Annotated in this window: 20 protein-coding genes and 1 tRNA gene; 15 read left to right on the forward strand and 6 right to left on the reverse strand. The window is 60.9% G+C overall.

The genetic code is table 11. The features are described from left to right. The first annotated feature begins 200 nt into the window (after positions 1-200). The 15 genes from secE to IV091_RS08030 all read left to right on the forward strand — a co-directional run bounded on the left by secE (position 201) and on the right by IV091_RS08030 (position 19,646). The gene (gene secE / locus IV091_RS07960) at positions 201-584 is read left to right on the forward strand and encodes a preprotein translocase subunit SecE (RefSeq protein ID WP_293467339.1); all 384 of its coding nucleotides are present in this window, start codon (positions 201-203) and stop codon (positions 582-584) included. Between the two features lie 20 nt (positions 585-604). After that, positions 605-1,180, forward strand: coding sequence for a transcription termination/antitermination protein NusG (gene nusG / locus IV091_RS07965; protein WP_293467371.1), 576 nt, complete (start codon positions 605-607; stop codon positions 1,178-1,180). Between the two features lie 193 nt (positions 1,181-1,373). Continuing rightward, positions 1,374-1,808: a 50S ribosomal protein L11 gene (rplK, locus tag IV091_RS07970; RefSeq protein ID WP_293467373.1), complete on the forward strand. Its 435-nt coding sequence runs from the start codon at positions 1,374-1,376 to the stop codon at positions 1,806-1,808. Next, positions 1,805-2,500 (forward strand): 50S ribosomal protein L1, encoded by a 696-nt coding sequence (rplA, locus tag IV091_RS07975; RefSeq protein WP_293467341.1) that lies wholly within the window; start codon positions 1,805-1,807, stop codon positions 2,498-2,500. The genes rplK and rplA overlap by 4 nt, the downstream gene beginning before the upstream one ends. A 274-nt stretch (positions 2,501-2,774) precedes the next feature. Then, on the forward strand, positions 2,775-3,323 hold the full coding sequence (gene rplJ, locus IV091_RS07980) for a 50S ribosomal protein L10 (RefSeq protein WP_293467343.1): 549 nt from the start codon (positions 2,775-2,777) through the stop codon (positions 3,321-3,323). 28 nt (positions 3,324-3,351) lie between these two features. Then, complete coding sequence (gene rplL / locus IV091_RS07985; protein ID WP_293467345.1) at positions 3,352-3,726, forward strand: 50S ribosomal protein L7/L12; 375 nt, start codon at positions 3,352-3,354, stop codon at positions 3,724-3,726. 340 nt (positions 3,727-4,066) lie between these two features. Further along, complete coding sequence (rpoB, locus tag IV091_RS07990; RefSeq protein ID WP_293467347.1) at positions 4,067-8,179, forward strand: DNA-directed RNA polymerase subunit beta; 4,113 nt, start codon at positions 4,067-4,069, stop codon at positions 8,177-8,179. A 28-nt stretch (positions 8,180-8,207) separates the two neighbouring features. Then, the gene (gene rpoC, locus IV091_RS07995; protein WP_293467350.1) at positions 8,208-12,422 is read left to right on the forward strand and encodes a DNA-directed RNA polymerase subunit beta'; all 4,215 of its coding nucleotides are present in this window, start codon (positions 8,208-8,210) and stop codon (positions 12,420-12,422) included. A 316-nt stretch (positions 12,423-12,738) separates the two neighbouring features. After that, positions 12,739-13,332, forward strand: coding sequence for a LemA family protein (locus IV091_RS08000; protein ID WP_293467352.1), 594 nt, complete (start codon positions 12,739-12,741; stop codon positions 13,330-13,332). Positions 13,333-13,378: 46 nt separating this feature from the next. Beyond that, positions 13,379-14,398: a M48 family metalloprotease gene (locus tag IV091_RS08005; RefSeq protein WP_293467353.1), complete on the forward strand. Its 1,020-nt coding sequence runs from the start codon at positions 13,379-13,381 to the stop codon at positions 14,396-14,398. Positions 14,399-14,493: 95 nt separating this feature from the next. Then, positions 14,494-15,831 carry a 16S rRNA (cytosine(967)-C(5))-methyltransferase RsmB gene (gene rsmB, locus IV091_RS08010; protein ID WP_293467376.1) on the forward strand — a complete coding sequence of 446 codons (1,338 nt, stop codon included), beginning with the start codon at positions 14,494-14,496 and terminating at the stop codon, positions 15,829-15,831. Next, entirely contained in the window at positions 15,812-16,480 is a 669-nt protein-coding gene (locus tag IV091_RS08015) for a DUF4390 domain-containing protein (RefSeq protein ID WP_293467355.1), read from the forward strand. Before rsmB ends, IV091_RS08015 begins: the two co-directional genes overlap by 20 nt. Then, a complete protein-coding gene (locus IV091_RS08020; protein ID WP_293467357.1) occupies positions 16,477-18,756 on the forward strand; it encodes an ATP-binding protein in 2,280 nt (759 codons plus the stop codon). Before IV091_RS08015 ends, IV091_RS08020 begins: the two co-directional genes overlap by 4 nt. Positions 18,757-18,837: 81 nt before the next feature. Next, positions 18,838-19,512, forward strand: a complete 675-nt coding sequence (locus tag IV091_RS08025; RefSeq protein WP_293467359.1) for a response regulator — start codon at positions 18,838-18,840, stop codon at positions 19,510-19,512. A gap of 58 nt (positions 19,513-19,570) precedes the next feature. Further along, positions 19,571-19,646 (forward strand) — tRNA-Phe (locus IV091_RS08030). Positions 19,647-19,806: 160 nt separating this feature from the next. Here IV091_RS08030 and IV091_RS08035 read toward each other — a convergent pair. The 6 genes from IV091_RS08035 to IV091_RS08060 form a co-directional block, all read right to left on the reverse strand. Next, positions 19,807-20,067, reverse strand: a complete 261-nt coding sequence (locus IV091_RS08035) for a hypothetical protein (RefSeq protein WP_293467361.1) — start codon at positions 20,065-20,067, stop codon at positions 19,807-19,809. Between the two features lie 198 nt (positions 20,068-20,265). Next, entirely contained in the window at positions 20,266-20,517 is a 252-nt protein-coding gene (locus IV091_RS08040; protein WP_293467362.1) for a hypothetical protein, read from the reverse strand. Then, a complete protein-coding gene (locus IV091_RS08045; RefSeq protein ID WP_293467364.1) occupies positions 20,504-20,923 on the reverse strand; it encodes a DUF5681 domain-containing protein in 420 nt (139 codons plus the stop codon). Before IV091_RS08045 ends, IV091_RS08040 begins: the two co-directional genes overlap by 14 nt. A gap of 180 nt (positions 20,924-21,103) precedes the next feature. Continuing rightward, positions 21,104-23,092 (reverse strand): AAA family ATPase, encoded by a 1,989-nt coding sequence (locus IV091_RS08050; protein ID WP_293467365.1) that lies wholly within the window; start codon positions 23,090-23,092, stop codon positions 21,104-21,106. Further along, entirely contained in the window at positions 23,085-23,375 is a 291-nt protein-coding gene (locus tag IV091_RS08055; RefSeq protein ID WP_293467367.1) for a hypothetical protein, read from the reverse strand. Before IV091_RS08055 ends, IV091_RS08050 begins: the two co-directional genes overlap by 8 nt. Beyond that, on the reverse strand, positions 23,368-23,703 hold the full coding sequence (locus IV091_RS08060; RefSeq protein WP_293467369.1) for a hypothetical protein: 336 nt from the start codon (positions 23,701-23,703) through the stop codon (positions 23,368-23,370). The genes IV091_RS08055 and IV091_RS08060 overlap by 8 nt, the downstream gene beginning before the upstream one ends. Positions 23,704-23,886: the final 183 nt, after the last annotated feature.

The following is a 23,886-nucleotide window of genomic DNA, read 5'->3' on the forward strand; positions in this document are numbered from 1 at the left end:
CTCAATTGGCAGAGCGTCGGTCTCCAAAACCGAAGGTTGATGGTTCGATTCCTTCTGCCCCTGCCACCCGGTTGCTGAGAAATATCAGTGCCGCAGGTGATGTGAAGATATAACAAGCAAGCCCGCCAGGAGTTCAACGCTTCAGGTGGGCTTAAGTGTCTGAAGAGATACGCAAAGACTGAACAGGAACTCTGGCAACTATGGCCTCTTCTCAAGTTGAAACCGTCAGCACCAATGCCGACAAGGCCAAGCTGGGTCTGGCTGTCGTTTTGGTGCTGGGCGCGCTGGTAGGCTTTTACATGCTGACCAAGCAGGGTCCATTGGTGCAGTGGGGCGCCCTGATCGCGGGCCTTGTGGTGGCGGTTGTTGTGTTCGTGTCGTCGGAATTGGGTAAGCAGTTCGTTGCCTTTGGGCGCGACTCCTGGCGCGAAGTGCAAAAAGTCGTCTGGCCGGCCCGTAAAGAAGCCGTGCAGATGACTCTGTACGTGTTCGGTTTTGTAGTGGTGATGGCGTTGTTTTTGTGGTTAACCGACAAGACACTCGAATGGGTGTTTTACGACCTGATCCTGGGATGGAGACGATGATGAGCGATCTGAATGGCGCGATGGTCAGTCAAGTGGCGGCGGGCGACTCGCTCACGCCGACGCCCGGTATGCAGTGGTATGTCGTGCATGCTTATTCCGGTATGGAAAAAGCGGTTGAGCGAAATATTGTCGAGCGGATCAACCGCGCCGGCATGCAATCCAAGTTTGGTCGTTTCCTGGTGCCCACTGAAGAAGTGGTCGAGATCAAGAACGGCCAGAAAAAAACCACGGAGCGCCGTTTCTTTCCTGGTTACGTGCTGGTCGAGATGGTCATGGATGATGAAACCTGGCACCTTGTGAAGCACACCAACAAGGTGACTGGTTTTGTCGGCGGCGCCAAGAATCGCCCGGCTCCGATTTCTGAAGAAGATGTACAGAAAATCGTGGACCAGATGCAGGTAGGCACCGAGAAGCCGCGTCACAAGGTTGAGTTTGAAACGGGTGAGTATGTCCGCGTCAAGGATGGCCCGTTCACGGACTTCAACGGCACGGTGGAAGAAGTCAACTACGACAAAAACCGTGTGCGGGTCTCGGTCACGATTTTCGGACGTGCCACGCCGGTCGAGCTGGAATTCAGCCAGATTGAAAAGACCTGAAAAACCAGGCGGTTCCCGGAACTGACCAGCGCCCGCCCGGCGCCGCGTTGCAGTAACCGCCACAGGCTAAAGTTTTGCGCTTTGCAACTCGGCGCAGAGGGTTCTTTTGAATCCTGATTGAGTTGTGTAACCCCGGGGAGCCTGAGCCTGTTCAATACAGCGTCCAGGCGTCATGACCCGCAAGGAGAAAAGTATGGCGAAAAAAATCGTCGGCTTCGTCAAGCTGCAAGTACCAGCTGGCAAGGCCAATCCATCACCACCGATCGGCCCTGCGCTGGGTCAGCGCGGCTTGAACATCATGGAGTTCTGCAAGGCATTCAATGCCCAGACCCAAGGTATTGAGCCAGGCCTGCCACTGCCAGTGGTGATCACTGCTTATGCAGACAAGAGCTTCACCTTCATCATCAAGACGCCACCGGCTGTCACGTTGATCAAGAAGGCGATCAAGCTTGACAAGGGTTCTGCGACGCCGCATACCGTCAAGGTCGGCAAGATCACCCGCGCCCAGCTGGAAGAAATCGCCAAGCACAAGATGAAAGACATGACTGCAGCCGATCTGGATGCTGCGGTTCGTACTATTGCCGGTTCTGCCCGTTCCATGGGTGTGACGGTGGAAGGGGTTGTATGAGCAAGCTGACCAAACGCCAAAAAACTGTCGGTGACAAGATCGACAGCAACAAGCTGTACGCGTTGTCCGACGCCTTGGGCCTTGTCAAGGAGTTTGCCGTTGCCAAGTTCGATGAGTCCATCGACGTGGCAGTGCAGCTCGGCATTGATGCCAAGAAATCCGACCAGGTCGTTCGCGGCGCAGTCGTGTTGCCTAACGGCACCGGCAAAACCAAGCGCGTCGCTGTGTTCGCCCAGGGTGCCAAGGCTGAAGAAGCCAAGGCCGCTGGCGCCGACATCGTGGGCATGGACGATCTGGCTGCCGACATCAAAGCCGGCAAGATGGACTTCGACGTCGTGATCGCTTCCCCTGATGCCATGCGCATCGTGGGTACGCTGGGTCAGATCCTCGGCCCACGCGGCCTGATGCCTAACCCGAAGGTCGGGACGGTGACGCCTGACGTGGCTACCGCTGTCAAGAACGCCAAGGCTGGCCAGGTCCAGTTCCGCGTTGACAAGGCCGGTATTGTGCACGGCACCATCGGACTTCGTTCGTTTGAAACAGCCAAGCTGCAAGGCAATCTGGCTGCATTGATCGAGGCGCTGGTCAAGGCCAAGCCTGCTACCAGCAAGGGTGTTTACCTGAAAAAAGTTGCAGTCTCGTCAACGATGGGTGTGGGCGTTCGCGTCGACACGCAAAGCATCGCGGCCTGAGCCTCGCAACTTGAAAATTTGAAGACCCGCAAGGGTTTTCGATGTGGTGGGCTGTCGGCGTTCGCTCCGGCAGGTCATCCAAGACCGTTGGTGTGCCAGCCTGAATGTAAAAGTTTGAGCCAGGCACTTAATCGAAAGATAGCCAACGCAGATGGCGGTCCCGCTGCTTGAATGGTTTTGCAAAGAATCTGAAACAGTTGGTCGCTGAATATGAGCGTGTTGAATGGCGAAGGCGCAAGCTGAAACCTGAAAACACATTTTTAAGGAGTAGACCTTGAGTCTCAATCGCAGTGAGAAACAAGCCGTCATTGATGAAGTGACAGGCCTCGCCGCTAAAGCTCAAACGCTCGTGATGGCGGAATACCGTGGTATCACGGTCGCTGACATGACCAAGCTGCGCAGCCAAGCCCGCGACAAAGGCGTGACCCTGAGTGTTCTGAAGAACACGCTGGCTCGCCGTGCCGTGGCAGGTAGCGCGTTTGACGTCGTGTCCGACCAGATGTCCGGTCCGTTGATCTACGGCTTTTCCACCGATGCGGTAGCTGCTGCGAAAGTAGTGGCTGACTTCGCGAAAACCAACGACAAGTTGGTGATCCGTTGTGGCGCATTTGGCGGCAAAGCCCTGGACGTGAACGGCGTTAAGCAACTGGCCAGCATTCCATCCAAGGATGTGTTGTTGGCTATGTTGTGTGGCTTGCTGATGTCGCCCATGTCGCGTACGGCCGTTGTGCTGGCCGCGTTGTCGGCGAAAAAAGGCGGCGGCGATGTGGTGGCGGAGCTCGAAGAGCCTGCTGCAGAAGCCGCAGACGCCCCAGCGGCGTAACTTGTACCCAACTTTTTAGGAAATCAAAATGGCATTCGATAAAGACGCATTTTTGACCGCGCTGGATAGCATGACGGTCCTCGAACTCAACGAGCTGGTGAAAGCCATCGAAGAGAAATTTGGCGTGAGCGCAGCTGCTATGGCTGCTCCCGCTGCTGGCGGTGCTGCTGCTGGTGCTGCTGTTGAAGAGAAGACCGAATTCAACGTCGTTCTGCTCGAAGTCGGCGCCAACAAGGTGTCGGTCATTAAAGCCGTTCGCGAACTCACCGGCCTGGGCCTCAAAGAAGCCAAGGACCTGGTTGACGGTGCTCCGAAGACCGTCAAGGAAGCCGCACCAAAGGCCGACGCAGAAGCTGCCAAGAAAAAGCTCGAAGAAGCTGGCGCGAAAGTCGAACTCAAGTAATTCTTGCGTTTGCAAAGGCTGGAAGACCCTCCTCGGGCTTCCAGCCTTTCGTGTTTCAAGGAGTACACCGCAAGGCCTGCCGAGAAGCTGGTTTTGCAGTATTTCCTGAAGGCTCCAGCAGCTTGATGTGTGCTTGGTACTTCGTAAAAACACTGGAAAGAAGATTGGCTAGTCTTTTTTCCAGTGTTTTCTGACCCCGACTGCAGAAAACGCCTTGGTTCGGGTGACGCGCAATGCGTTACCGTCCGCCATGGTTGGTAGTGGCCAACCACCAAGTCTGCCTGAATACGTGGTGTATTCGGGCACCAGAGTCGCCAGAGCCCATCAATGCGGAGAACTCATGGCCTATTCCTATACCGAACGCAAACGCATACGCAAAAGCTTCGGCAGCCGCGAAAGCGTGCTGACTGTTCCTTATTTGCTGCAAATGCAGAAGGACGCCTATACAGCGTTCCTGCAAGCTGACCGCGCGCCCCAGAAACGCACCATCGAAGGTCTCCAGGCCGCGTTTGACAACGCCTTCCCCATCGTCTCGCACAACGGGTTTGTGGAGATGAAATTCCTCGAGTACAACCTGGCCAAACCTGCATTTGATGTGCGGGAATGCCAGACGCGCGGCTTGACCTTTTCCTCGGCCGTGCGCGCCAAGGTCCAGCTGATCATTTATGACCGCGAGTCCTCCACGTCGCAGTCCAAGGTCGTCAAGGAAGTCAAGGAGCAAGAGGTCTACATGGGCGAAGTGCCGCTCATGACCGACAAGGGCTCGTTCGTCATCAACGGCACCGAGCGTGTGATCGTGTCCCAGCTGCACCGCTCGCCGGGCGTGTTTTTTGAGCACGACAAGGGCAAGACCCACAGTTCGGGCAAGCTGCTGTTTTCGGCACGCATCATTCCTTACCGCGGCTCCTGGCTCGACTTCGAGTTCGACCCGAAAGATGTGCTGTATTTCCGGGTTGACCGTCGCCGCAAGATGCCGGTCACGATTTTGCTCAAGGCCATCGGCCTGAACCCGGAATCCATCCTGGCCAACTTCTTTGTGTTTGACAACTTCCGCCTGATGGACAGTGGCGCACAGCTCGAGTTCGTCGGTGAGCGCATGCGCGGCGAAGTGGCCCGTTTCGACATCACGGACAAAGAAGGCAAGGTTGTCGTGGCCAAGGACAAGCGCATCACGGCGCGCCACACCCGTGAGTTGGAGCAAAGCGGCACCACCACCATCAGCGTCCCTGAAGATTTCCTGATCGGCCGTGTGGTCGCCAAGAACATCGTTGACGCCGACACCGGTGAAATCATCGCCAAGGCCAACGACGAGTTGACCGAACTGTTGCTTAAAAAGCTGCGTACGGCTGACGTGCGTGACCTGCAAGTGCTGTACACCAACGAACTTGACCAGGGCGCGTACATTTCGCAAACCCTGCGTGCCGATGAAACGGCTGACGAGTTTGCCGCACGGGTGGCGATCTACCGCATGATGCGTCCCGGTGAGCCGCCGACGGAAGACGCCGTCCAGGCCCTGTTCCAGCGCCTGTTCTACAACCCGGATACCTACGATCTGTCCCGCGTGGGCCGCATGAAATTCAACGCCCGCGTGGGCCGCGACAGCTCCACCGGCCCCATGGTCATGACCAACGAGGACATCCTCGCCGTCGTCAAGATCCTGGTGGACCTGCGCAACGGCAATGGCCAGGTCGATGACATTGACCACCTTGGCAACCGCCGCGTGCGCTGTGTCGGCGAACTGGCAGAAAACCAGTACCGCACCGGACTGGCGCGTATTGAAAAAGCCGTGAAAGAGCGTCTGGGCCAGGCCGAGCAAGAGCCGCTGATGCCGCATGACCTGATCAACAGCAAGCCGATTTCGGCGGCCCTGAAGGAATTCTTCGGCGCGTCCCAGCTGTCGCAGTTCATGGACCAGACCAACCCGCTGGCCGAAATCACCCACAAGCGCCGTGTTTCGGCCCTTGGCCCCGGTGGTTTGACCCGCGAACGCGCCGGCTTTGAAGTGCGTGACGTGCACGTGACCCACTATGGTCGCGTCTGCCCGATTGAAACGCCGGAAGGCCCGAACATCGGTCTGATCAACTCGCTGGCCTTGTACGCTCGCCTCAATGAGTACGGTTTCATTGAAACACCGTACCGCCGGGTGGTGGACAGCAAGATCACCGACCAGATCGACTACCTGTCGGCGATTGAAGAAGGCAAGTACGTGATTGCCCAGGCCAATGCCTTGCTCGATGATTCGGGCAAGTTGACAGGCGACCTGGTGTCTGCCCGCGAAAACGGCGAATCAATTCTGGTCGGCGCCGAGCGCGTCCAGTACATGGACGTGTCGCCGGCGCAGATCGTGTCGGTGGCGGCATCGCTGGTTCCTTTCCTGGAACACGATGACGCCAACCGCGCACTGATGGGCGCCAACATGTCGCGCCAGGCCGTGCCCGTGCTGCGTCCGGAAAAGCCGCTGGTCGGCACCGGCATCGAGCGCGTTGCAGCCGTGGACTCGGGAACCGTCGTGACGGCCACCCGCGGCGGACTCGTGGACTACGTGGATGCAACCCGCATCGTGGTGCGTGTCAATGATGCAGAAGCCCTCGCCGGCGAAGTCGGCGTGGACATCTACAACCTGATCAAGTACCAGCGTTCCAATCAGAACACCAACATCCACCAGCGGCCCATCGTCAAACGGGGCGACCGTTTGGCCAAGGGTGACGTGATCGCTGACGGCGCATCGACCGATTTGGGCGAAATCGCCATCGGCCAGAACATGCTGATCGCGTTCATGCCGTGGAACGGCTACAACTTCGAGGATTCGATCCTGATTTCCGAGCGCGTGGTGGCCGAAGACCGCTACACCTCGATTCACATCGAAGAACTCGTTGTGATGGCGCGCGACACCAAGCTGGGCAGCGAAGAGATCACCCGCGACATTCCGAACCTGTCCGAGCAGCAACTCAACCGTCTCGACGAATCCGGCATTATTTATGTCGGTGCTGAAGTCCAGCCGGGCGATACGCTGGTGGGCAAGGTCACGCCAAAAGGCGAGACCACGCTGACACCGGAAGAAAAGCTGCTGCGCGCCATCTTTGGCGAAAAAGCCAGCGATGTGAAGGACACCTCGCTGCGCGTCAGCCAGGGCTCGTCGGGCACCGTCATCGACGTGCAGGTCTTCACCCGTGAAGGCATCGTGCGCGACAAGCGTGCCCAGCAGATCATCGACGACGAACTCAAGCGCTTCCGCCTCGACTTGAACGACCAGCTGCGCATTGTGGAAGCCGACGCGTTTGACCGTATCGAAAAGCTGCTCAATGGCAAGGTCGCCAACGGCGGCCCGAAAAAGCTCGCCAAGGGCACCAAGATCGACAAGGCCTACCTGGCCGATGTCGAGAAATACCACTGGTTTGACATCCGGCCTGCGGACGACGAAGTCGCGGCTCAGCTGGAAAGCATCAAGAACTCGATGGAGCAGACGCGCCACAGTTTTGATTTGTCTTTTGAAGAAAAGCGCAAAAAACTCACGCAGGGCGACGAGTTGCCATCGGGCGTGCTCAAGATGGTCAAGGTCTACCTGGCCGTCAAGCGCCGCCTGCAGCCAGGCGACAAGATGGCTGGCCGTCACGGCAACAAGGGTGTGGTGTCCAAGATCGTTCCGATCGAAGACATGCCCCACATGGCCGACGGCACACCGTGCGACATCGTGCTCAATCCGCTGGGCGTGCCCTCGCGGATGAACGTTGGGCAGGTGCTGGAAGTTCACCTGGGCTGGGCCGCCAAGGGACTTGGTCGGCGGATTGGCGACATGCTGCAAGCCGAGAGCAAGCTGGCCGAGCTGCGCGCGTTCCTCGAAACCATCTACAACAAGTCGGGCCGTGCCGAGACGCTCGGCGACTTGTCCGATGCCGATGTGCTGGACATGGCCCGGAACCTGACAGAGGGCGTGCCCTTTGCCACGCCGGTGTTCGATGGCGCTTCCGAGGCAGACATCATGGCGATGCTGCAACTCGCTTACCCCGCCGATATCGCCAAGTCCAAAGGACTGACTGCAACCCGCACGCAAGCGCAGTTGTACGACGGCCGCACGGGCGACGCGTTCGAGCGCACGACCACCGTGGGTTACATGCACTTCCTGAAGCTGCACCACTTGGTCGACGACAAGATGCACGCCCGCTCAACCGGTCCTTACAGCCTGGTCACGCAGCAGCCGCTGGGCGGCAAGGCGCAGTTCGGTGGACAGCGTTTCGGCGAGATGGAGGTCTGGGCGCTGGAAGCCTATGGTGCCGCCTACACGCTGCAGGAAATGCTCACCGTCAAGTCCGACGACGTGCAGGGTCGTACCAAGGTGTACGAAAGCATTGTCAAGGGCGAGCACGCGATCACCGCAGGCATGCCCGAGTCGTTCAACGTGCTGGTTAAAGAGATTCGTTCGCTCGGTATCGATATCGAGCTGGAACGCAGCTAATTCAGCAGGAAAGAAAAGGATTTAAGTCATGAAATCATTACTCGACCTGTTCAAGCAATTCACGCCGGATGAGCATTTCGATGCCATCAAGATCGGCATGGCCTCGCCCGAAAAGATCCGTTCGTGGTCCTTCGGTGAAGTCAAAAAGCCTGAGACCATCAACTACCGTACCTTCAAGCCCGAGCGCGATGGTCTTTTTTGCGCCAAGATCTTTGGCCCTATCAAGGACTACGAATGCCTGTGCGGCAAGTACAAGCGTCTCAAGCACCGCGGTGTCATCTGCGAGAAGTGCGGCGTTGAAGTCACGCAGACCAAGGTTCGCCGCGAGCGCATGGGTCACATCGACCTGGCCGCACCGTGCGCGCACATCTGGTTCCTGAAGTCGCTGCCGTCGCGTTTGGGCCTGGTGCTCGACATGACGCTGCGCGACATCGAGCGCGTGCTCTACTTTGAAGCCTACGTGGTCACCGATCCCGGCATGACCCCGCTGAAGAAGTTCAGCATCATGTCCGAAGACGACTACGACGCCAAGCGCAAGGAATACGGCGATGAGTACACCGCCAAGATGGGCGCCGAGGGTATCAAGGACCTGCTTGAAGGGCTGGACCTCGACGTTGAAATCGACAAGCTGCGCAACGACCTGACCGGTTCCGAAATCAAGATCAAGAAAAACGCCAAGCGCTTGAAATTGATGGAAGGATTCAAGAAGTCCGGCATCAAGCCGCACTGGATGGTGCTTGATGTGCTGCCCGTGCTGCCGCCAGACCTGCGTCCGCTGGTGCCGCTGGACGGTGGCCGCTTTGCGACCTCCGACCTGAACGACCTGTACCGCCGCGTCATCAACCGCAACAGCCGCCTGCGCCGCCTGCTCGAACTCAAGGCGCCCGAGATCATCGCGCGCAACGAAAAGCGCATGCTGCAGGAAGCCGTGGACTCGCTGCTGGACAACGGCCGCCGTGGCAAGGCCATGACGGGCGCCAACAAGCGCGCACTGAAGTCGCTCGCCGACATGATCAAGGGCAAGTCAGGCCGTTTCCGCCAGAACTTGCTGGGCAAGCGCGTCGATTACTCGGGTCGTTCCGTGATCACCGTGGGCCCGACGCTCAAACTGCACCAGTGCGGTTTGCCCAAGCTGATGGCGCTGGAACTGTTCAAGCCCTTCATCTTTGCCCAGCTTGAAGTGCGCGGCATTGCCACCACCATCAAGGCGGCCAAGAAGGAAGTGGAATCCGGCACCCCCGTGGTGTGGGACATCCTGGAAGAGGTCATCAAGGAACACCCCGTGATGCTCAACCGTGCGCCTACGCTGCACCGTTTGGGTATCCAGGCCTTTGAACCTATCCTGATTGAAGGCAAGGCGATTCAGCTGCACCCGCTCGTCTGCTCGGCCTTCAACGCCGACTTTGACGGTGACCAGATGGCCGTTCACGTGCCCCTGTCGGTGGAAGCGCAGATGGAATGCCGCACCCTGATGCTGGCGTCCAACAACATCCTGTTTCCGGCCAACGGCGAGCCCGCCATCGTGCCGTCGCAGGACGTGGTGCTGGGTCTGTACTACACGACCCGCGATCGGACCAACGGCAAGGGCGAAGGCCTGGTGTTTTCGGACACCGGCGAAGTCCGCCGCGCGTTTGATGCGGGCGAGCTCGACCTGAACGCCCGCATCAGCGTGCGTCTGACCGAGTGGACCAAGGACAAGGAAACCAAGGAGTTCGTGCCTTCGACCAAGCTGTGGGAAACCACCGGCGGTCGGGCGCTGCTGTCCGAAATCCTGCCCAAGGGCCTGCCTTTCTCCAACATCAACAAGGCGTTGAAGAAGAAGGAAATCTCCAAGCTCATCAACGTGTCTTTCCGCAAGTGCGGCTTGAAAGAGACCGTGGTGTTTGCCGACAAGCTGCTGCAGTCAGGTTTCCGCCTGGCCACCAAAGCCGGTATTTCGATTTGCATCGAAGACATGCTGGTGCCCAAGGAAAAGCACGACATCATTGCGCATGCCCAGAAGGAAGTCAAAGAGATCGAGCAGCAGTATGTCTCCGGTCTGGTGACGTCTGGCGAACGCTACAACAAGGTGGTTGACATCTGGGGCAAGTCCGGCGACGACGTCTCCAAGGTCATGATGGCCCAGTTGTCGAAAGAAAAGGTCATTGACCGCCACGGCAACGAAGTCGAGCAGGAATCCTTCAACTCCATCTACATGATGGCCGACTCCGGTGCCCGGGGTTCCCCGGCGCAGATTCGTCAGGTCGCAGGTATGCGTGGTTTGATGGCCAAGCCAGACGGCTCCATCATCGAGACGCCGATTACCGCGAACTTCCGCGAAGGTCTGAACGTGCTGGAGTACTTCATCTCCACCCACGGTGCCCGTAAGGGTCTGGCCGACACGGCGCTGAAAACGGCCAACTCCGGCTACCTGACACGCCGCTTGTGCGACGTGGTGCAGGATCTGGTGGTGACCGAGGACGACTGCGGCACCCAGGACGGCTCGCTGATGCGCGCCATCGTAGAGGGCGGTGAAGTCATCGAATCGCTGCGCGACCGGGTTCTCGGCCGCACCGCTGTTGAAGACATCCTGCACCCTGAGAATCGTGCAGTGCTGGCCAAGGCCGGCGTGATGCTGGACGAAGACCTGATCGAAGAGCTCGAAGCGCAAGGCGTGGACGAAGTCAAGGTGCGGACCGCACTGACCTGCGAGACCCGCTTTGGCCTGTGCGCCAAGTGCTATGGCCGCGACCTGGGTCGTGGCGGCTTGATCAACATCGGTGAAGCGGTCGGTATCATTGCCGCGCAGTCGATTGGCGAGCCCGGCACACAGCTGACGATGCGGACCTTCCACATCGGTGGCGCCGCATCCCGCGCGGCGATTGCTTCGAGCGTCGAAGCCAAGTCCAACGGCCTGATCGGTTTCAACGCACCGATGCGCTATGTGACCAACGGCAAGGGCGACCTGGTCGTGATTGCCCGCTCCGGCGAAATCGTGCTGCACGACGAGCATGGCCGCGAGCGTGAGCGTCACAAGGTGCCTTATGGCGCGACGCTGACCGTCAAGGCCGACCAGAGCATCAAGGCTGGCGCCATTCTGGCCAACTGGGATCCGCTGACCCGCCCCATCATTACCGAATTCGCCGGCAAGGTGCTGTTCGAGAATGTGGAAGACGGCGTCACGGTGGCCAAGCAGGTCGATGATGTGACCGGTCTGTCCACGCTGGTGGTGATCGATCCGAAGCGCCGCGGCGCGACCAAGGTGATTCGTCCCCAGGTCAAGCTGATCGACGCCAACGGCAACGAAGTCAAGATCCCCGGCACCGATCACTCGGTGACGATCGGTTTCCCGATCGGCGCATTGCTTCAGGTGCGTGATGGCCAGGAAGTGGGCCCCGGCGAGGTGCTGGCGCGTATTCCGGTCGAAGGCCAGAAAACCCGTGACATTACCGGCGGTCTGCCGCGTGTTGCCGAGTTGTTCGAAGCCCGCACGCCGAAAGACAAAGGTACGCTGGCTGAAATGACCGGTACCGTGTCGTTTGGCAAGGAAACCAAAGGCAAGGTTCGCCTGCAGATCACCGACCCCGAAGGCAAAGTCTGGGAAGACCTTGTGCCCAAGGAAAAGAACATCCTGGTGCACGAAGGCCAGGTCGTGAACAAGGGCGAGTCGATTGTGGACGGCCCGGCCGATCCGCAGGACATCCTGCGTTTGCTGGGCGTGGCCGAGCTGGCACGCTACATCGTCGATGAAGTGCAGGACGTCTACCGTCTGCAGGGCGTGAAGATCAACGACAAGCACATCGAAGTGATTGTTCGCCAGATGCTGCGCCGTGTGGTGGTTGAAAACGTCGGGGACACCAGCTACATCGCCGGTGAGCAGGTCGAGCGCTCAGCCATGCTGGACGTCAATGACGCCCTGCGCGCCGACGGCAAGATCCCTGCGACCTTCAGCAATTTGCTGCTCGGTATCACCAAGGCCTCGCTGTCGACCGATTCGTTCATTTCCGCGGCTTCCTTCCAGGAAACCACCCGCGTGCTCACCGAGGCTGCCATCATGGGCAAGCGCGACGAGCTGCGTGGTCTGAAAGAGAACGTGATCGTCGGCCGCCTGATTCCTGCCGGTACCGGCATGGCCTACCACGAAGCCCGCAAGGCCAAGGACCTGATGGACGACGCCGAGCGCCGCGCCATCGCCGAGTCCGAAGCCGCTGAACTGGATGCCGCGCACGCGGAAACCAGCGATGAAGGTGCTGCCTCGGAGTAAGCCAGGCTAACGCCCGCGCCCTCCAGGGCGTCAAGCCCCACACCCGAAAGGATGTGGGGCTTTTTTGTGTGCGGGGTGCCTGGCAATGGTTGAAAATTGCTGACCCAGGAATTTATGGTAAACAGGATGATGGCCCTTTATCAGCGAGCTTTTGTAGCTACTGAAATAGTAGCAATTGATGCGCCCTGTACGGCCGCGTCGTGTGAATCATGCAAAAAGCGGGTTAATCTCGCTGCCATCGTCAGCACAAGCCGCAGAAAAGTCGCGGACCCAAGGGGTTGGCCGCCTGCAATCCACAGTTCCAAGGAATTTTTCCATGTCCATGAGCACCCTTGTTTCCATCGCCCTGACGGCCTTGCTGGTTTTCTGGGCGGTGGGCGCCTACAACCGTCTGGTACGCCTTAAAAACATCATTGGCAATGCGTTTGGCCAGATTGATGTCCAGCTCAAGCGCCGCTATGACCTGATTCCCAACCTGGTGGATGCTGCCCGAAAATACCTGCAGCATGAGCAAGCCACGCTGGAGTCGGTGATTGCCGCGCGCAACCAGGCCCGCAGCGCCAGCGAAAGAGTCGCCAGCCGCCCCGGAAAGGCCGACGCCATCATCGCGCTGGCCGCTGCCGAGCAGACGCTGGACGGCAGTCTGGGCCGGCTTTTCGCCCTGGCCGAGGCCTACCCTGACCTGAAGGCCGATCAGACCATACGCGAGCTCAGCGAAGAGCTCACCAGCACCGAGAACAAGGTTGGCTTTGCCCGCCAGGCCTACAACGATGCCGTGCTTGACTACAACAATGCGCAGGGGCAATTTCCGGCCTTGCTGGTTGCCCGCCTGTTTGGCTTTTCACCTTCGGCCATGCTGCAGTCCACCGAGAGCGCTGTCGAGCGCCAGGCGGTCCGCATCCAGCTATGACCGCCGACCCTGGTCGTGCCCATTCAGCGCCCTAAGCCTGAGCCCCATGCGTTTTTTTGAGCGGCAGGAACAAGCCCGCCGGCAAACACTGCGGCTATTGCTGCTGTTTGGGCTGACCGTGGTCGCGCTGTTGCTGGCCGTCAATGCCGCGCTGGCACTGACCTGGCGTCTGGTGTCGCCCGGTTTCAGCGGCTATCCGGCCTATTTCTTTGCCGTCAACAGTGGGGTGACGCTGCTGTTTGTGCTGGGCGGCTGGTGGCTGGAAACCGGCCTGCTGCACGGCGGCGGGGAAAAGCTGGCGCGTCGGGTCGGTGCGCGCGAGGCCTGGCCCGCGAGCCGCGAAGCCGAGCAAAGGCTCTGCAATATCGTTCATGAGTTGGCGATTGCGGCCGGCATGAAGGCGCCCCAGCCCATGGTGCTGGCCCGGGAAAACGGCATCAACGCCTTTGCAGCCGGCTGGGACGAGTTGGACGCGGTCGTGGCCGTCACGCAGGGCGCGCTCGACCACCTCACGCGCGATGAGTTGCAGGGTCTGGTGGCGCACGAGTTCAGCCATTTGCGTGAAGGCGATACCCGCCTGAACATGCGCCTGGCCGGCATGGTGTTCGGGCTGGAGATGGTCTTCAACCTGGGCCGCAGCATGTGCGCCACCGACGACGACGGCCGCCGCTCCTTTCTTGCGCTGCCGGGCCTGGCCATCATGGCCACCGGTTCCCTGGGCTGGCTGGCTGGGCGGGCGCTGAAGGCCGCCGTCTCGCGCCAGCGCGAATTTCTGGCCGATGCGCGCGCCGTGCAGTTCACGCGCAGCAAAGAGGGCTTGGGCGGCGTGCTCCGCAAGGTTGCGGGCCTGCAGGCCGCGCACCACGGCCAGCGCAATGCCGTGCAGCACAGCCTGCACCCGGACGTTCAGCACATGCTGCTGGTGGAGGGCGACCTCCAGGAGCGCTGGTTTGCCAGCCATCCGCCGCTGGCCGAGCGCATACGCCGCATCTATGGTCGACCGATGGCGGTGCTGCCTTTGCGCCGCGATGATGAAGTGCCAACGCGGCCCGATGCCTTATTTTGAGCCATTGGCCCGCGTCGACTCGATAATGTACCCAGCACCGTCCGCCTCCGGACGGCTTTACCGCTGGCCCCAAGGGGCCGGCCTTGACGGAAACGATGCAAGATAACCCGACCCAAGTCCCCCTGTGGCGCCAGCTTCAGGGCGCTGCTTCCCTTTTAATGGCCGTGCGAGACGGCCAGTCCATGACGGCCGCGCTCGAAGATGTGGACGCCACGCTGCGGCCAGGCGTGCAGTCGCTGGGCTTTCATGCGCTGCGCTGGCTGGGCCGCGCCGAAGCGCTGCGCCAGCAACTGGCGCAGCGCCCGCCACCGCCCGAGGCCGATGCGCTGCTGTGCGTGGCGCTGGCGCTGGGCTGGTCAGACCAGGAGGCGCCCTACACCATGCACACGCTGGTCGACCAGGCCGTTGAAGCGGCCAAGCGCAGCGAAGCCACCAAGCATCAGGCCAGCTTCATCAACGGCTGCCTGCGCCGCTTTCTGCGCGAACGCGACGCCTTGGTGGCCGTCAGCGAAAGAAGTCCGCAAGCCGTCTGGAACCACCCGCAGTGGTGGATAGACCAGGTCCGCAAAGACCACCCTGCCCACTGGCAGGCGATCTTGCAGGCCAACAACACCCGGGCGCCGCTGATCCTGCGCGTCAATGAACGTAAAACCACGCAGGCGCACTACCTGAACACCTTGCTGGCCATGGATATCGCTGCATTTCCGGTCGGGGAGCATGGCGTGGTCCTGGCGGTGGCCCGCCCCGTGACGGCGCTGCCGGGCTTTGCCGAAGGGCATTTTTCGGTGCAGGACGCGGCGGCCCAGCTGGCCGCGCCGCTGCTGCTCGACGGCCTTGTTTCGGCGGGGGAGGGCAGTGCGCCGCTGCGGATTCTTGACGCCTGCGCCGCACCCGGCGGCAAAACCGCGCACCTGCTGGAGCTGGCCGACTGCGCGGTGACCGCGCTGGACATCGACGCCCGCCGCTGCGAGCGCATTGCGCAAAACCTGCAGCGCCTCGGCCTGCACGCCGACATCGTGGTGGGCGATGCCGGCAAGCCCAAGGCCTGGTGGGATGGCCAACTGTACGACGGCATCCTGCTCGATGCGCCCTGCACCGCCTCGGGCATTGTGCGGCGCCACCCCGACGTGCGCTGGCTGCGCCGACCGACCGACATCGCCCAGCTGGCCAGCCAGCAGGCGTATCTGCTCAAAACCTTGTGGCCGCTGGTCAGGCCCGGCGGCCGCCTGCTCTACTGCACCTGCTCGGTTTTCAAGGCAGAGGGCGAACTGCAGGCGCAAACGTTCCTTGCACACCACACCGATGCGTTATTAATGCCCTCACCCGGGCATTTGCTGCCCCAAAGTGGCGCGGGCCAAGCGGTCTTCCCGGACAATTTACTGCGTGAACACGACGGTTTTTATTACGCGCTTCTTGAAAAACGCAGCCTCTAGCCCCCTTGGCGGCAGCATTTTGCGCCGCCTGGTTCGCGTCCTGCTGGGCTTGTGCCTGTGCATCAGCCCTTTTTGGGCGCTGGGCCAAAGCGCGGTCCCGGCCACCGAGATCACCCAGCTGCGCGTCGAGCGCGCCGATGACGGGATTCAGCTGTCCGCACTGATCCGTTTCGATCTGGCGCCTGTCGTGCAAGACGCCCTGCTCAAGGGGATTCCGCTGTTTTTCGTGGTGGAGGCCGACATCTACCGCGAGCGCTGGTACTGGACCGACCAGCGCGTGGCCAGCAGCGCCCGCACCCTGCGCCTGGCCTACCAGCCGCTGACCCGGCGTTGGCGCGTCAACATTGCCTCGGGCCTGATCACCAGTTCCGCCGGCCTGCGCGCCGCCCTGAACCAGAACTACGACACGCTGGACGAGGCTTTGTCGACCATCCAGCGCGTGGCCCGCTGGAAAATTGCCGACACCACCGACCTGGACCCCGGCGCCGTATACACGCTGGACTTCAATTTCCGGCTCGACCTGTCCCAGCTGCCGCGCCCGTTCCAGATTGGCATGGCCGGGCAGCGCGAATGGAGCATTTCCGCGCGTTTCAATGACCGGCTGCGGCTGGAGACCCCGGCGGCGGCCTTGGGGGAGGGCGCCAAGTGAGCCTGGGCGGCAACCTGAGCTCGATCAAAAGCAGTAAAGCCTTTCGCTGGACCGTGGGCGTCGGCGTGGGCGTCATGGCTGCCCTGGGGCTGGTGCTGCTGTTTTTGCTGACGCAGGCCACCGGCAACCGCGATCTGTACGAACGCAACTACGCGGTGCTGTTTGGCCTGAACGTGGCAGTGGCGGGCTTGTTGCTGTTGGTGATCGGCTGGATCGTGTTGCGCCTGGCGCTGCGCGTGCGCCGCGGCCGCTTTGGCAGCCGGCTGCTGGTCAAGCTGGCGGCCATCTTCGCGCTGGTGGGCCTGCTGCCCGGCACGATGATTTATGTCGTGTCCTACCAGTTTGTCTCGCGCTCGATTGAAAGCTGGTTTGACGTCGAGGTCGAAGGCGCGCTGGCGTCCGGCCTGAACCTGGGCCGTGCCACGCTCGACAACCTGGCCACCGAGCTGGGCAATAAAACGCGGCAGGCGGCCACGCAACTGTCCCAAACTCCCGATGCCCTGGCCGGCTTGGCGCTGGAGCGTCTGCGCGACCAGTTGTCCGCCAGCGATGTGGTGCTCTGGAGCGCGTCAGGACAAATGATTGCCAGCGCAGGTGAATCGCGGTATTTGTTCCAGCCCGAGCGTCCCTCGGTGCAGCAGCTGCGCAATGCACGCACCCAGCGCGTCGTCACCCAGATTGAAGGGCTGGAGGAAATGCTGCCAGGCGGCAATGGCGAACTCACCGCCGGCGCTGGCGCAGCCGCGGCCACCCTGGCGCCACGCGTCAAAGCCATTGCCGTGGTGGACAACCCGAATGTGAGTGTGCTGGGACAGTTCCGTTTTCTACAGGTGACCGAAGTTCTGCCTGCTGCGCTGGTGGCCAACGCCATTGCCGTGCAAGAGGCCAACCGCCAGTACCAGGAGCGTGCGCTGGCGCGCGGCGGCCTGCGCCGGATGTATATCGGCACACTCACGCTCAGCCTTTTTCTAGCCGTGTTTGGCGCCGTACTGCTGGCTGTGCTGCTGGGCAACCAGCTCGCCAGGCCACTGCTGGTGCTGGCCGAAGGCGTGCGGCAGGTGGCGCTGGGCGACCTGACGCCCAAGGCCGCGCTCCAGGGCAAGGACGAGCTGGGCGGGCTGACCCGCTCGTTTGCCGACATGACGCAGCAACTCGCCGATGCCCGGTCTGCCGTGCAGCACAGCATGAGCCAGGTCGACGCGGCGCGCGCCAACGTTCAAACCATCCTGGACAACCTCACCGCAGGCGTGATCGTGCTGGATATCCGGGGCCACATCCAGTCCAGCAACCCCGGTGCGACCCGCATCCTGCAGGCGCCCCTGGCCGACTACCGGGGCCAGTCGCTCGGCGACGTGCCCGGCCTTGAGACCTTTGCCCAGGACGTGCTGGCCCAGTTCGCCGACTACCTCCGTGAAGACGTTCCCCATGAGCGGGCGCACTGGCAGCAGTCGTTTGAACTCCGCGCCGCCGAACCCGGTGCCCCCGACCACGCCATCACGCTGATTGCGCGTGGCGCCAAAATGCCCGGCACCGAAGAGTTCCTGCTGGTGTTTGACGACATCTCCGACATGGTGTCGGCCCAGCGCGCGCAGGCGTGGGGCGAGGTGGCGCGCCGGCTCGCGCACGAAATCAAGAATCCGCTCACGCCCATCCAGTTGTCGGCCGAGCGCCTCGAAATGAAGCTCACCGGCAAGGTCGCGCCGCCCGAGCAGGCGCTGCTCACCAAGTCCGTCAAAACCATCGTCGACCAGGTCGATGCCCTGAAGCGCCTGGTCAATGAATTCCGCGACTACGCCCGTCTGCCGGCCGCTGAACTCAAGCCCGTCGACCTCAACGCCCTCATCACCGAAGTGATGCAGCTCTACCTCAGCGACAGCGCCATCGTGCCCGTCATGACCGAGCTTGACCCCAGCGCCCCGCCCATCCGGGGCGATGCCCAGCAGCTGCGCCAGGTGATTCACAACCTGTTGCAAAACGCCCAGGACGCCCAGGAGGGCAAGGGCGCGGGCCGCGTGGTCCTCAAAACCGAGTACCTTGACAGTTCCCGGCGCGTGCGCCTGAGCGTGCGCGACAGCGGCACGGGCTTTCCCGAGCACATCCTCAAGCGCGCGTTTGAGCCCTACGTCACCACCAAGGTCAAAGGCACCGGGCTGGGGCTGGCGGTGGTCAAGAAAATCGCCGACGAGCACGGCGCCCGCGTCGATATTTCCAACCGCGTGGTGGACGGCCAGGTGCAAGGCGCGCAAGTGTCGTTATCATTCGCAGTTGTGGCTTAACAACACAAGCCGCGCCACACCTGGCAACAGCTTTCGCAACACCTACGCATCCGCAACAACTGGCAGGGCAGCAATTCAATCATGGCAAATATTCTGGTGGTCGACGACGAGCTGGGCATACGCGACCTTCTTTCGGAAATCCTCAACGACGAAGGGCATCAGATCGAGCTGGCTGAAAACGCCGCGCAAGCCCGCGCCGCCCGCACCCGCGCCCGGCCCGACCTGGTGCTGCTTGATATCTGGATGCCCGACACCGACGGCGTGACGCTGCTCAAGGAGTGGTCGTCCAACGGCCAGCTCACCATGCCCGTCATCATGATGAGCGGCCACGCCACCATAGACACCGCAGTCGAGGCCACCAAAATCGGGGCCATGGCGTTTCTTGAAAAACCCATCACCCTGCAAAAACTGCTCAAGGCGGTGGAGCAAGGTCTGGCCAGAACACTGGCGCGCAAGCCCATCGCCGTGAGTGCGGGCGTCCGTACGGCCGAGCTCACGCTGGAGGCCGTCATGACCGGCGGCACGTTGGCGGTGGCCATGGACCTGGGGCCGCAGGCCACGCAGAGTTTTTTCCTCGAAAAACCCCTGCGCGATGCCCGTGACGAGTTTGAAAAAGCCTACTTCGAATTTCACCTCGCCAAGGAAGGCGGCTCCATGACCCGCGTCGCCGAAAAAACCGGACTTGAGCGCACCCACCTTTACCGAAAGCTGAAGCAATTGGGCGTGGATCTTTCGCGCGGCAAACGCAGCGCGTAAACTTTCTGCGCGTCATTGGGGAAAAGGCCGTTGCCGCTGATATATACTATGCGGCTTAGGCCCGGTAGCTCAGTCGGTAGAGCAGAGGATTGAAAATCCTTGTGTCGGTGGTTCGATTCCGCCCCAGGCCACCAGTTCAGCCCTTACAGGCATTAGAAACCCTGCTATTCAAAAGATAGCGGGGTTTTTTCTTGTCTGTTGCTTGTAGGCAATCTGTAGGCAAGTTGCCCAAATGCAGCGCACCAGACGAAAGAAAACCCGCACGCGGCGGGCTGGGTCTGGTCGGGTCTTGCGTCACCATTTCATGGCTTGCTTGACATAAATAATGACGGCAATCAAAACAGCCATGCCCACCCATGCAATGGTTTTGGATATTGCTTTGAGCTCTTGACGTATCTCGTTTAGCTGCCACCGCTGGTTTTGCTCCCACTCGCGCAAATTTGTTTCAATCCGCTGGGAGGTGTTATCAATGCTTTCTGAGTTATCTGCCATCAGCCTGCCTCTGTAGCCTCTGTAGCCTCTGTAGCCTCTGTCCTCATCTTCAAGGGAACTCATATTCACTCGCTTTGTTTGAAGAGCTTTACTTATTGTGATTGTCTTTTAGGTGGCGCAACTTCAGCGCCGACGTAACGGACGAGCTATCTTATATGGTCGCCTCGCGCACGCGCGCGGAACGCTCAGGGTCAGCCTACGAGACAACAGAAAAACCCAGCGGGTAAGGCTGGGTTTGGTCGTATAGCGTGCGGTCAGGCGTCAAGCGCCGGCTATCAGCAAAGCACAGCCCGGCCCGTCGCGCTTCACCTCATGGCTTGCCCGGTCAATAAATTCCTGTTCAGCCTCTCCAGGCTGGCGCTTCCATTGCTGGCTGCCTTTCGAGTCGTGCAGTTCCTGAATCTCTACTTCAAGGTTTCCGGGCGTCATGCACCGAATGATGATGGTCATTGGCCCTTCACCTGTCGAGCCTGCTTTTTCCAGTTCGGCAATACGTCGTTCAAGGCTTTGCATGGGTTGCCTCAAGTGCGGTAATGCGTGCGGCCAATTCATCAACCTCATGGATTTTCGCCAGCGTACCCAGTGCGGCTATCAGTTGCGCGGCCTGTCCGGGCGCAAGGTCGCCAGCAGCAGCGGCAGACAGCACGGCGGATGCTTTGGCGGTCAGTGTCCCCTCAGCGGGCAATTGAAGCTCTACGGCCTGTTCTATGGCTTTGACGGGCGGTAGGATGCGCTCCAGAATCAGGCGGGCGGCTTGCACGTCGCCACCCTTGGCGGCCATCACCAGCCCGGCCAGGATTTCAGGCACATCACCGGCCAGGGCGGCGCGAAGCCGGGTTATCTCAGACTGTCCGGGCGGGCGTCCTTTGGGGTTGCCTGTTTGTCCGGGTTTCCAGCGGCTAATTTTCTTTTCGGTCATTTTGTTTTCCTTTTGTTGAATCAGGTCAAGCGGTAGGGCTTGGACTGTTGCTCCAGGCTGAATAAATCAGGCATTGGCACACCCCCCGAAATCACCGAACTTTCTCCCCCCTATATGGGGGGAGGAGAACTTCGGTTACGGAATTCACCGAAAACGGCGAAAACGGCGAACTTCGGTTATTCAGTTCAGCCATAACCACCCTTCGTTTAAGCCCATCACACCACGGGAAACCAGCCCGGTAATTGCCTCTCTGGTGCGGGTAGCTCTGCGGTCTGTCGGGCACGTCAGGCGGCCAGCGCCAGCAATCACGGCGGCTTCAAGCTCAATACATGGGCGAAGCGGCGGGGCTCCCGGCTTGCCTGTCGCGCCGTCCTTGAACATCGGGCGCAGCGCATCCAACACCAGCCGCTGATTTCCACCCTGGGGCAGCTTCACGGCTCGCACGTCTTGGGCGGCGGTATCTCGCACCACCACGCATGAAGTGATGGCGTCCCCATAGTCATCCGTCCCCAATGTTTCAATTTGGAGCTTGAACGGTTGCGCGTCCCCGTCTTGTCCGTCTTTGGACTTGGCAACCTTCCACTCCCGGCGCTCGCCATCGCGTGAGACTTCCACGGCGGCATCAAGCGCAGCGAATAGCGAACTGTGCCCGCGTAGCCCTTTGGTTGCGTCCTTGCCCGTGTGATGAACCAGCACCACCAGCCCATTGATAAGGCTTTGCAGCAGCTTGGCGGCGCTCAGAATCTCGCCCATATCCTTTGAACTGTTTTCGTCAGCAGTCGGGGCGGCCCGGTTCAGCGTGTCGAGAAACACCACAGCACCAGCAGGCACCACGGCGGCCAGGTCTTTCACGTCATGGGACTCTGTCAGCTTGAACGACTGCAACACCATAGACAAGCCAGCAGGCAGGGCGCGGCCCGTGTGGGCTTCCCATGCTGCTACGCGCAGCTTGAACCCGCCTTCACCCTCAAGCGCGGCATACACCACAGGCGCGGCCTCCACCCGGCAGCCGAACCACTGGCGGCCCTCTGCAATGGCGGCGGCCATGTCCAGCGCCAGGAACGATTTACCGCTGGCGCTTGGGCCATACAGCCCGGCCAGCCCCACAGCAGGCAGCACGCCACGCACGCGCCAAGCCAGCGGCGGCAGGTCGCGCAGGTCATCAGCCCCCAGCAGCTTATAACGGGGCTCTGGCTTGGGCGGCTCTGTTGCTGATTCCAGCAGCGCGGCCAGGGCGTCATTGCCTTCACGTTGCGCCAGGTCGTTCACGTCGCTGTTTTGCCGCCAGCCATCGGGCATAGTCACCACGGCAGCGCCTACATCAAGCGCAATCTTGGCGGCGTCTGATTCCTTGCCCACGTCAGGCACCAGCACCAGCCGGGCGCTTGGGTCTTGCTGGCGCAGTTCAGCGGCCACAGTACGCATGCGGCCCGAACCGAAACACACCACGGCAGCGGCCCCGGTTGCCTGCCAGCAACTCCAGGCCGCGCCGATACCTTCCACGACGTACACCACGCCACCGGGCGCAACATCGCCCACAGTGAACCATCCTTCTACGCTGGCACCGGGCAGGTTCAATTTACCGGGCTTGCCTTTGGCTTTCAGTCGGGCGGCCACATCGGGCGGCGCAATGAATTGCAAGCTCGATAGCGTGCCATCGGTGCGAATGACTGGCACCACCAGCGCACCGGCCATCGGTTCGCCACCAATGGGCAGAGCATCGCCAGCAGGCAGCACGCGCAAGCTCTCCAAGGGCACGCCAGCGGCCTGCTTCGCCATGATGTAGGGGTGTGCGTTCGTTGCAGCTTCGCACCGGCTCCAAACATCGGCGGCGCTCATGCCTGGGGCTGGCTGGCGCGGCGGGTCTACCGGGCGTGTCTGTGCTGGCGCTTGGCGTTGGGGCTTGTCGCCATCGCTCCACCCGGCATCCCGTGCCAGACGAAACAGAGTTCCGGCACCGGTTCCGCCATCGGGTTTGATGGTACGGAATGCGGCCAGTACGTCGCGTGTCCCGGCGTAGTTGGCACCGGTCGCGCTCCACGCGTCGATTTCCTCAAGCGGCACACCGGCAGCAATTGCCCCGCGTCCGATTTTGTGCCAGGTGTCACGGTCGCAACCAGCGTCAAGAAAGTGCAGCGCATCATGGGCGCGGTCAAGGTCGTTAACCATTGGCACGCTCCTTTTCATGCGTTAGCCGGACAAGCTCCACAAACCCGGCGCGGTCACGCGGCTTCATGGTTGGGAATTCGGCCAGGATTAAACGCTGTGCAGCATGGTCGAACCGGGCCACCTCAAGCGCCAGATTCATAGACACATCACCGGATTTAACAAGGTCGTTCAGTTCCGCGCAGCCGTTGCGGCGAACCTTCAAGGCGTTAAAGAACATGCGGCGCGATATTCCGGCAGCCGTGCAAAGCTGTTGCGCGGTCGGGTGCAGGTCTGCACTATTCATGCTTTGCCCCTTTCTGGCGCTGTCCCATCCATGCGTAAATCTTGCGGCGGTCGGCAATGCTCAAGCTGTAAACGCCAGGGCGGCAGGCGCAGCCGTCACGGTCGATAAACCGGATGCGCTCGCATGGCACATCAAGCCCACGGCGGCGAAGCTCTGCCACCAGTTCGGGGCTGTTGCTGGCACCGGCCAAGCTGTCGAGTTGCTCACGCGGTATCGGGCGGTTCAGCAACACGGTAAGGGCGCGCAGGTGACGCGGGTTGTCTGTTCCGGTAAACTTGCGCTTGCTTGGGGCGCTCGATACTGCTTTTGTGGTGTCGGGCGTTTTCATTTGGCGGCCCTCCACAGTTGCAACCATCGGAATGGGGCAGCGCACCAGACGTGCAGCAGCAGGCGGTTAACGGCGGCGCTCATTTGCACAGCCCCAAACCACGCTCAAGCACGTTCACCAGCGCCACAGAAAAGCCACCGGCAGCGCGTTTAGGATGCGGCAGACGTTGCAGGTCAAGCACTG

It is taken from the genome of Polaromonas sp. (assembly GCF_018780625.1).
Lineage (GTDB): Bacteria > Pseudomonadota > Gammaproteobacteria > Burkholderiales > Burkholderiaceae_C > Polaromonas.

Excerpts from the sequence above, each read along its gene's own strand:
- IV091_RS08045 (WP_293467364.1), bottom strand. The coding sequence starts at position 20,923 with ATGACCGAAAAGAAAATTAGCCGCTGGAAACCCGGACAAACAGGCAAC.
- rpoC (WP_293467350.1), top strand. The coding sequence starts at position 8,208 with ATGAAATCATTACTCGACCTGTTCAAGCAATTCACGCCGGATGAGCAT.
- rplA (WP_293467341.1), top strand. The coding sequence starts at position 1,805 with ATGAGCAAGCTGACCAAACGCCAAAAAACTGTCGGTGACAAGATCGAC.
- IV091_RS08025 (WP_293467359.1), top strand. The coding sequence starts at position 18,838 with ATGGCAAATATTCTGGTGGTCGACGACGAGCTGGGCATACGCGACCTT.
- rsmB (WP_293467376.1), top strand. The coding sequence starts at position 14,494 with ATGCAAGATAACCCGACCCAAGTCCCCCTGTGGCGCCAGCTTCAGGGC.
- IV091_RS08055 (WP_293467367.1), bottom strand. The coding sequence starts at position 23,375 with ATGAATAGTGCAGACCTGCACCCGACCGCGCAACAGCTTTGCACGGCT.
- IV091_RS08005 (WP_293467353.1), top strand. The coding sequence starts at position 13,379 with ATGCGTTTTTTTGAGCGGCAGGAACAAGCCCGCCGGCAAACACTGCGG.
- rplL (WP_293467345.1), top strand. The coding sequence starts at position 3,352 with ATGGCATTCGATAAAGACGCATTTTTGACCGCGCTGGATAGCATGACG.
- IV091_RS08000 (WP_293467352.1), top strand. The coding sequence starts at position 12,739 with ATGTCCATGAGCACCCTTGTTTCCATCGCCCTGACGGCCTTGCTGGTT.
- IV091_RS08050 (WP_293467365.1), bottom strand. The coding sequence starts at position 23,092 with ATGGTTAACGACCTTGACCGCGCCCATGATGCGCTGCACTTTCTTGAC.
- IV091_RS08040 (WP_293467362.1), bottom strand. The coding sequence starts at position 20,517 with ATGCAAAGCCTTGAACGACGTATTGCCGAACTGGAAAAAGCAGGCTCG.
- rpoB (WP_293467347.1), top strand. The coding sequence starts at position 4,067 with ATGGCCTATTCCTATACCGAACGCAAACGCATACGCAAAAGCTTCGGC.
- IV091_RS08035 (WP_293467361.1), bottom strand. The coding sequence starts at position 20,067 with ATGAGTTCCCTTGAAGATGAGGACAGAGGCTACAGAGGCTACAGAGGC.
- nusG (WP_293467371.1), top strand. The coding sequence starts at position 605 with ATGGTCAGTCAAGTGGCGGCGGGCGACTCGCTCACGCCGACGCCCGGT.
- rplK (WP_293467373.1), top strand. The coding sequence starts at position 1,374 with ATGGCGAAAAAAATCGTCGGCTTCGTCAAGCTGCAAGTACCAGCTGGC.
- secE (WP_293467339.1), top strand. The coding sequence starts at position 201 with ATGGCCTCTTCTCAAGTTGAAACCGTCAGCACCAATGCCGACAAGGCC.
- IV091_RS08060 (WP_293467369.1), bottom strand. The coding sequence starts at position 23,703 with ATGAAAACGCCCGACACCACAAAAGCAGTATCGAGCGCCCCAAGCAAG.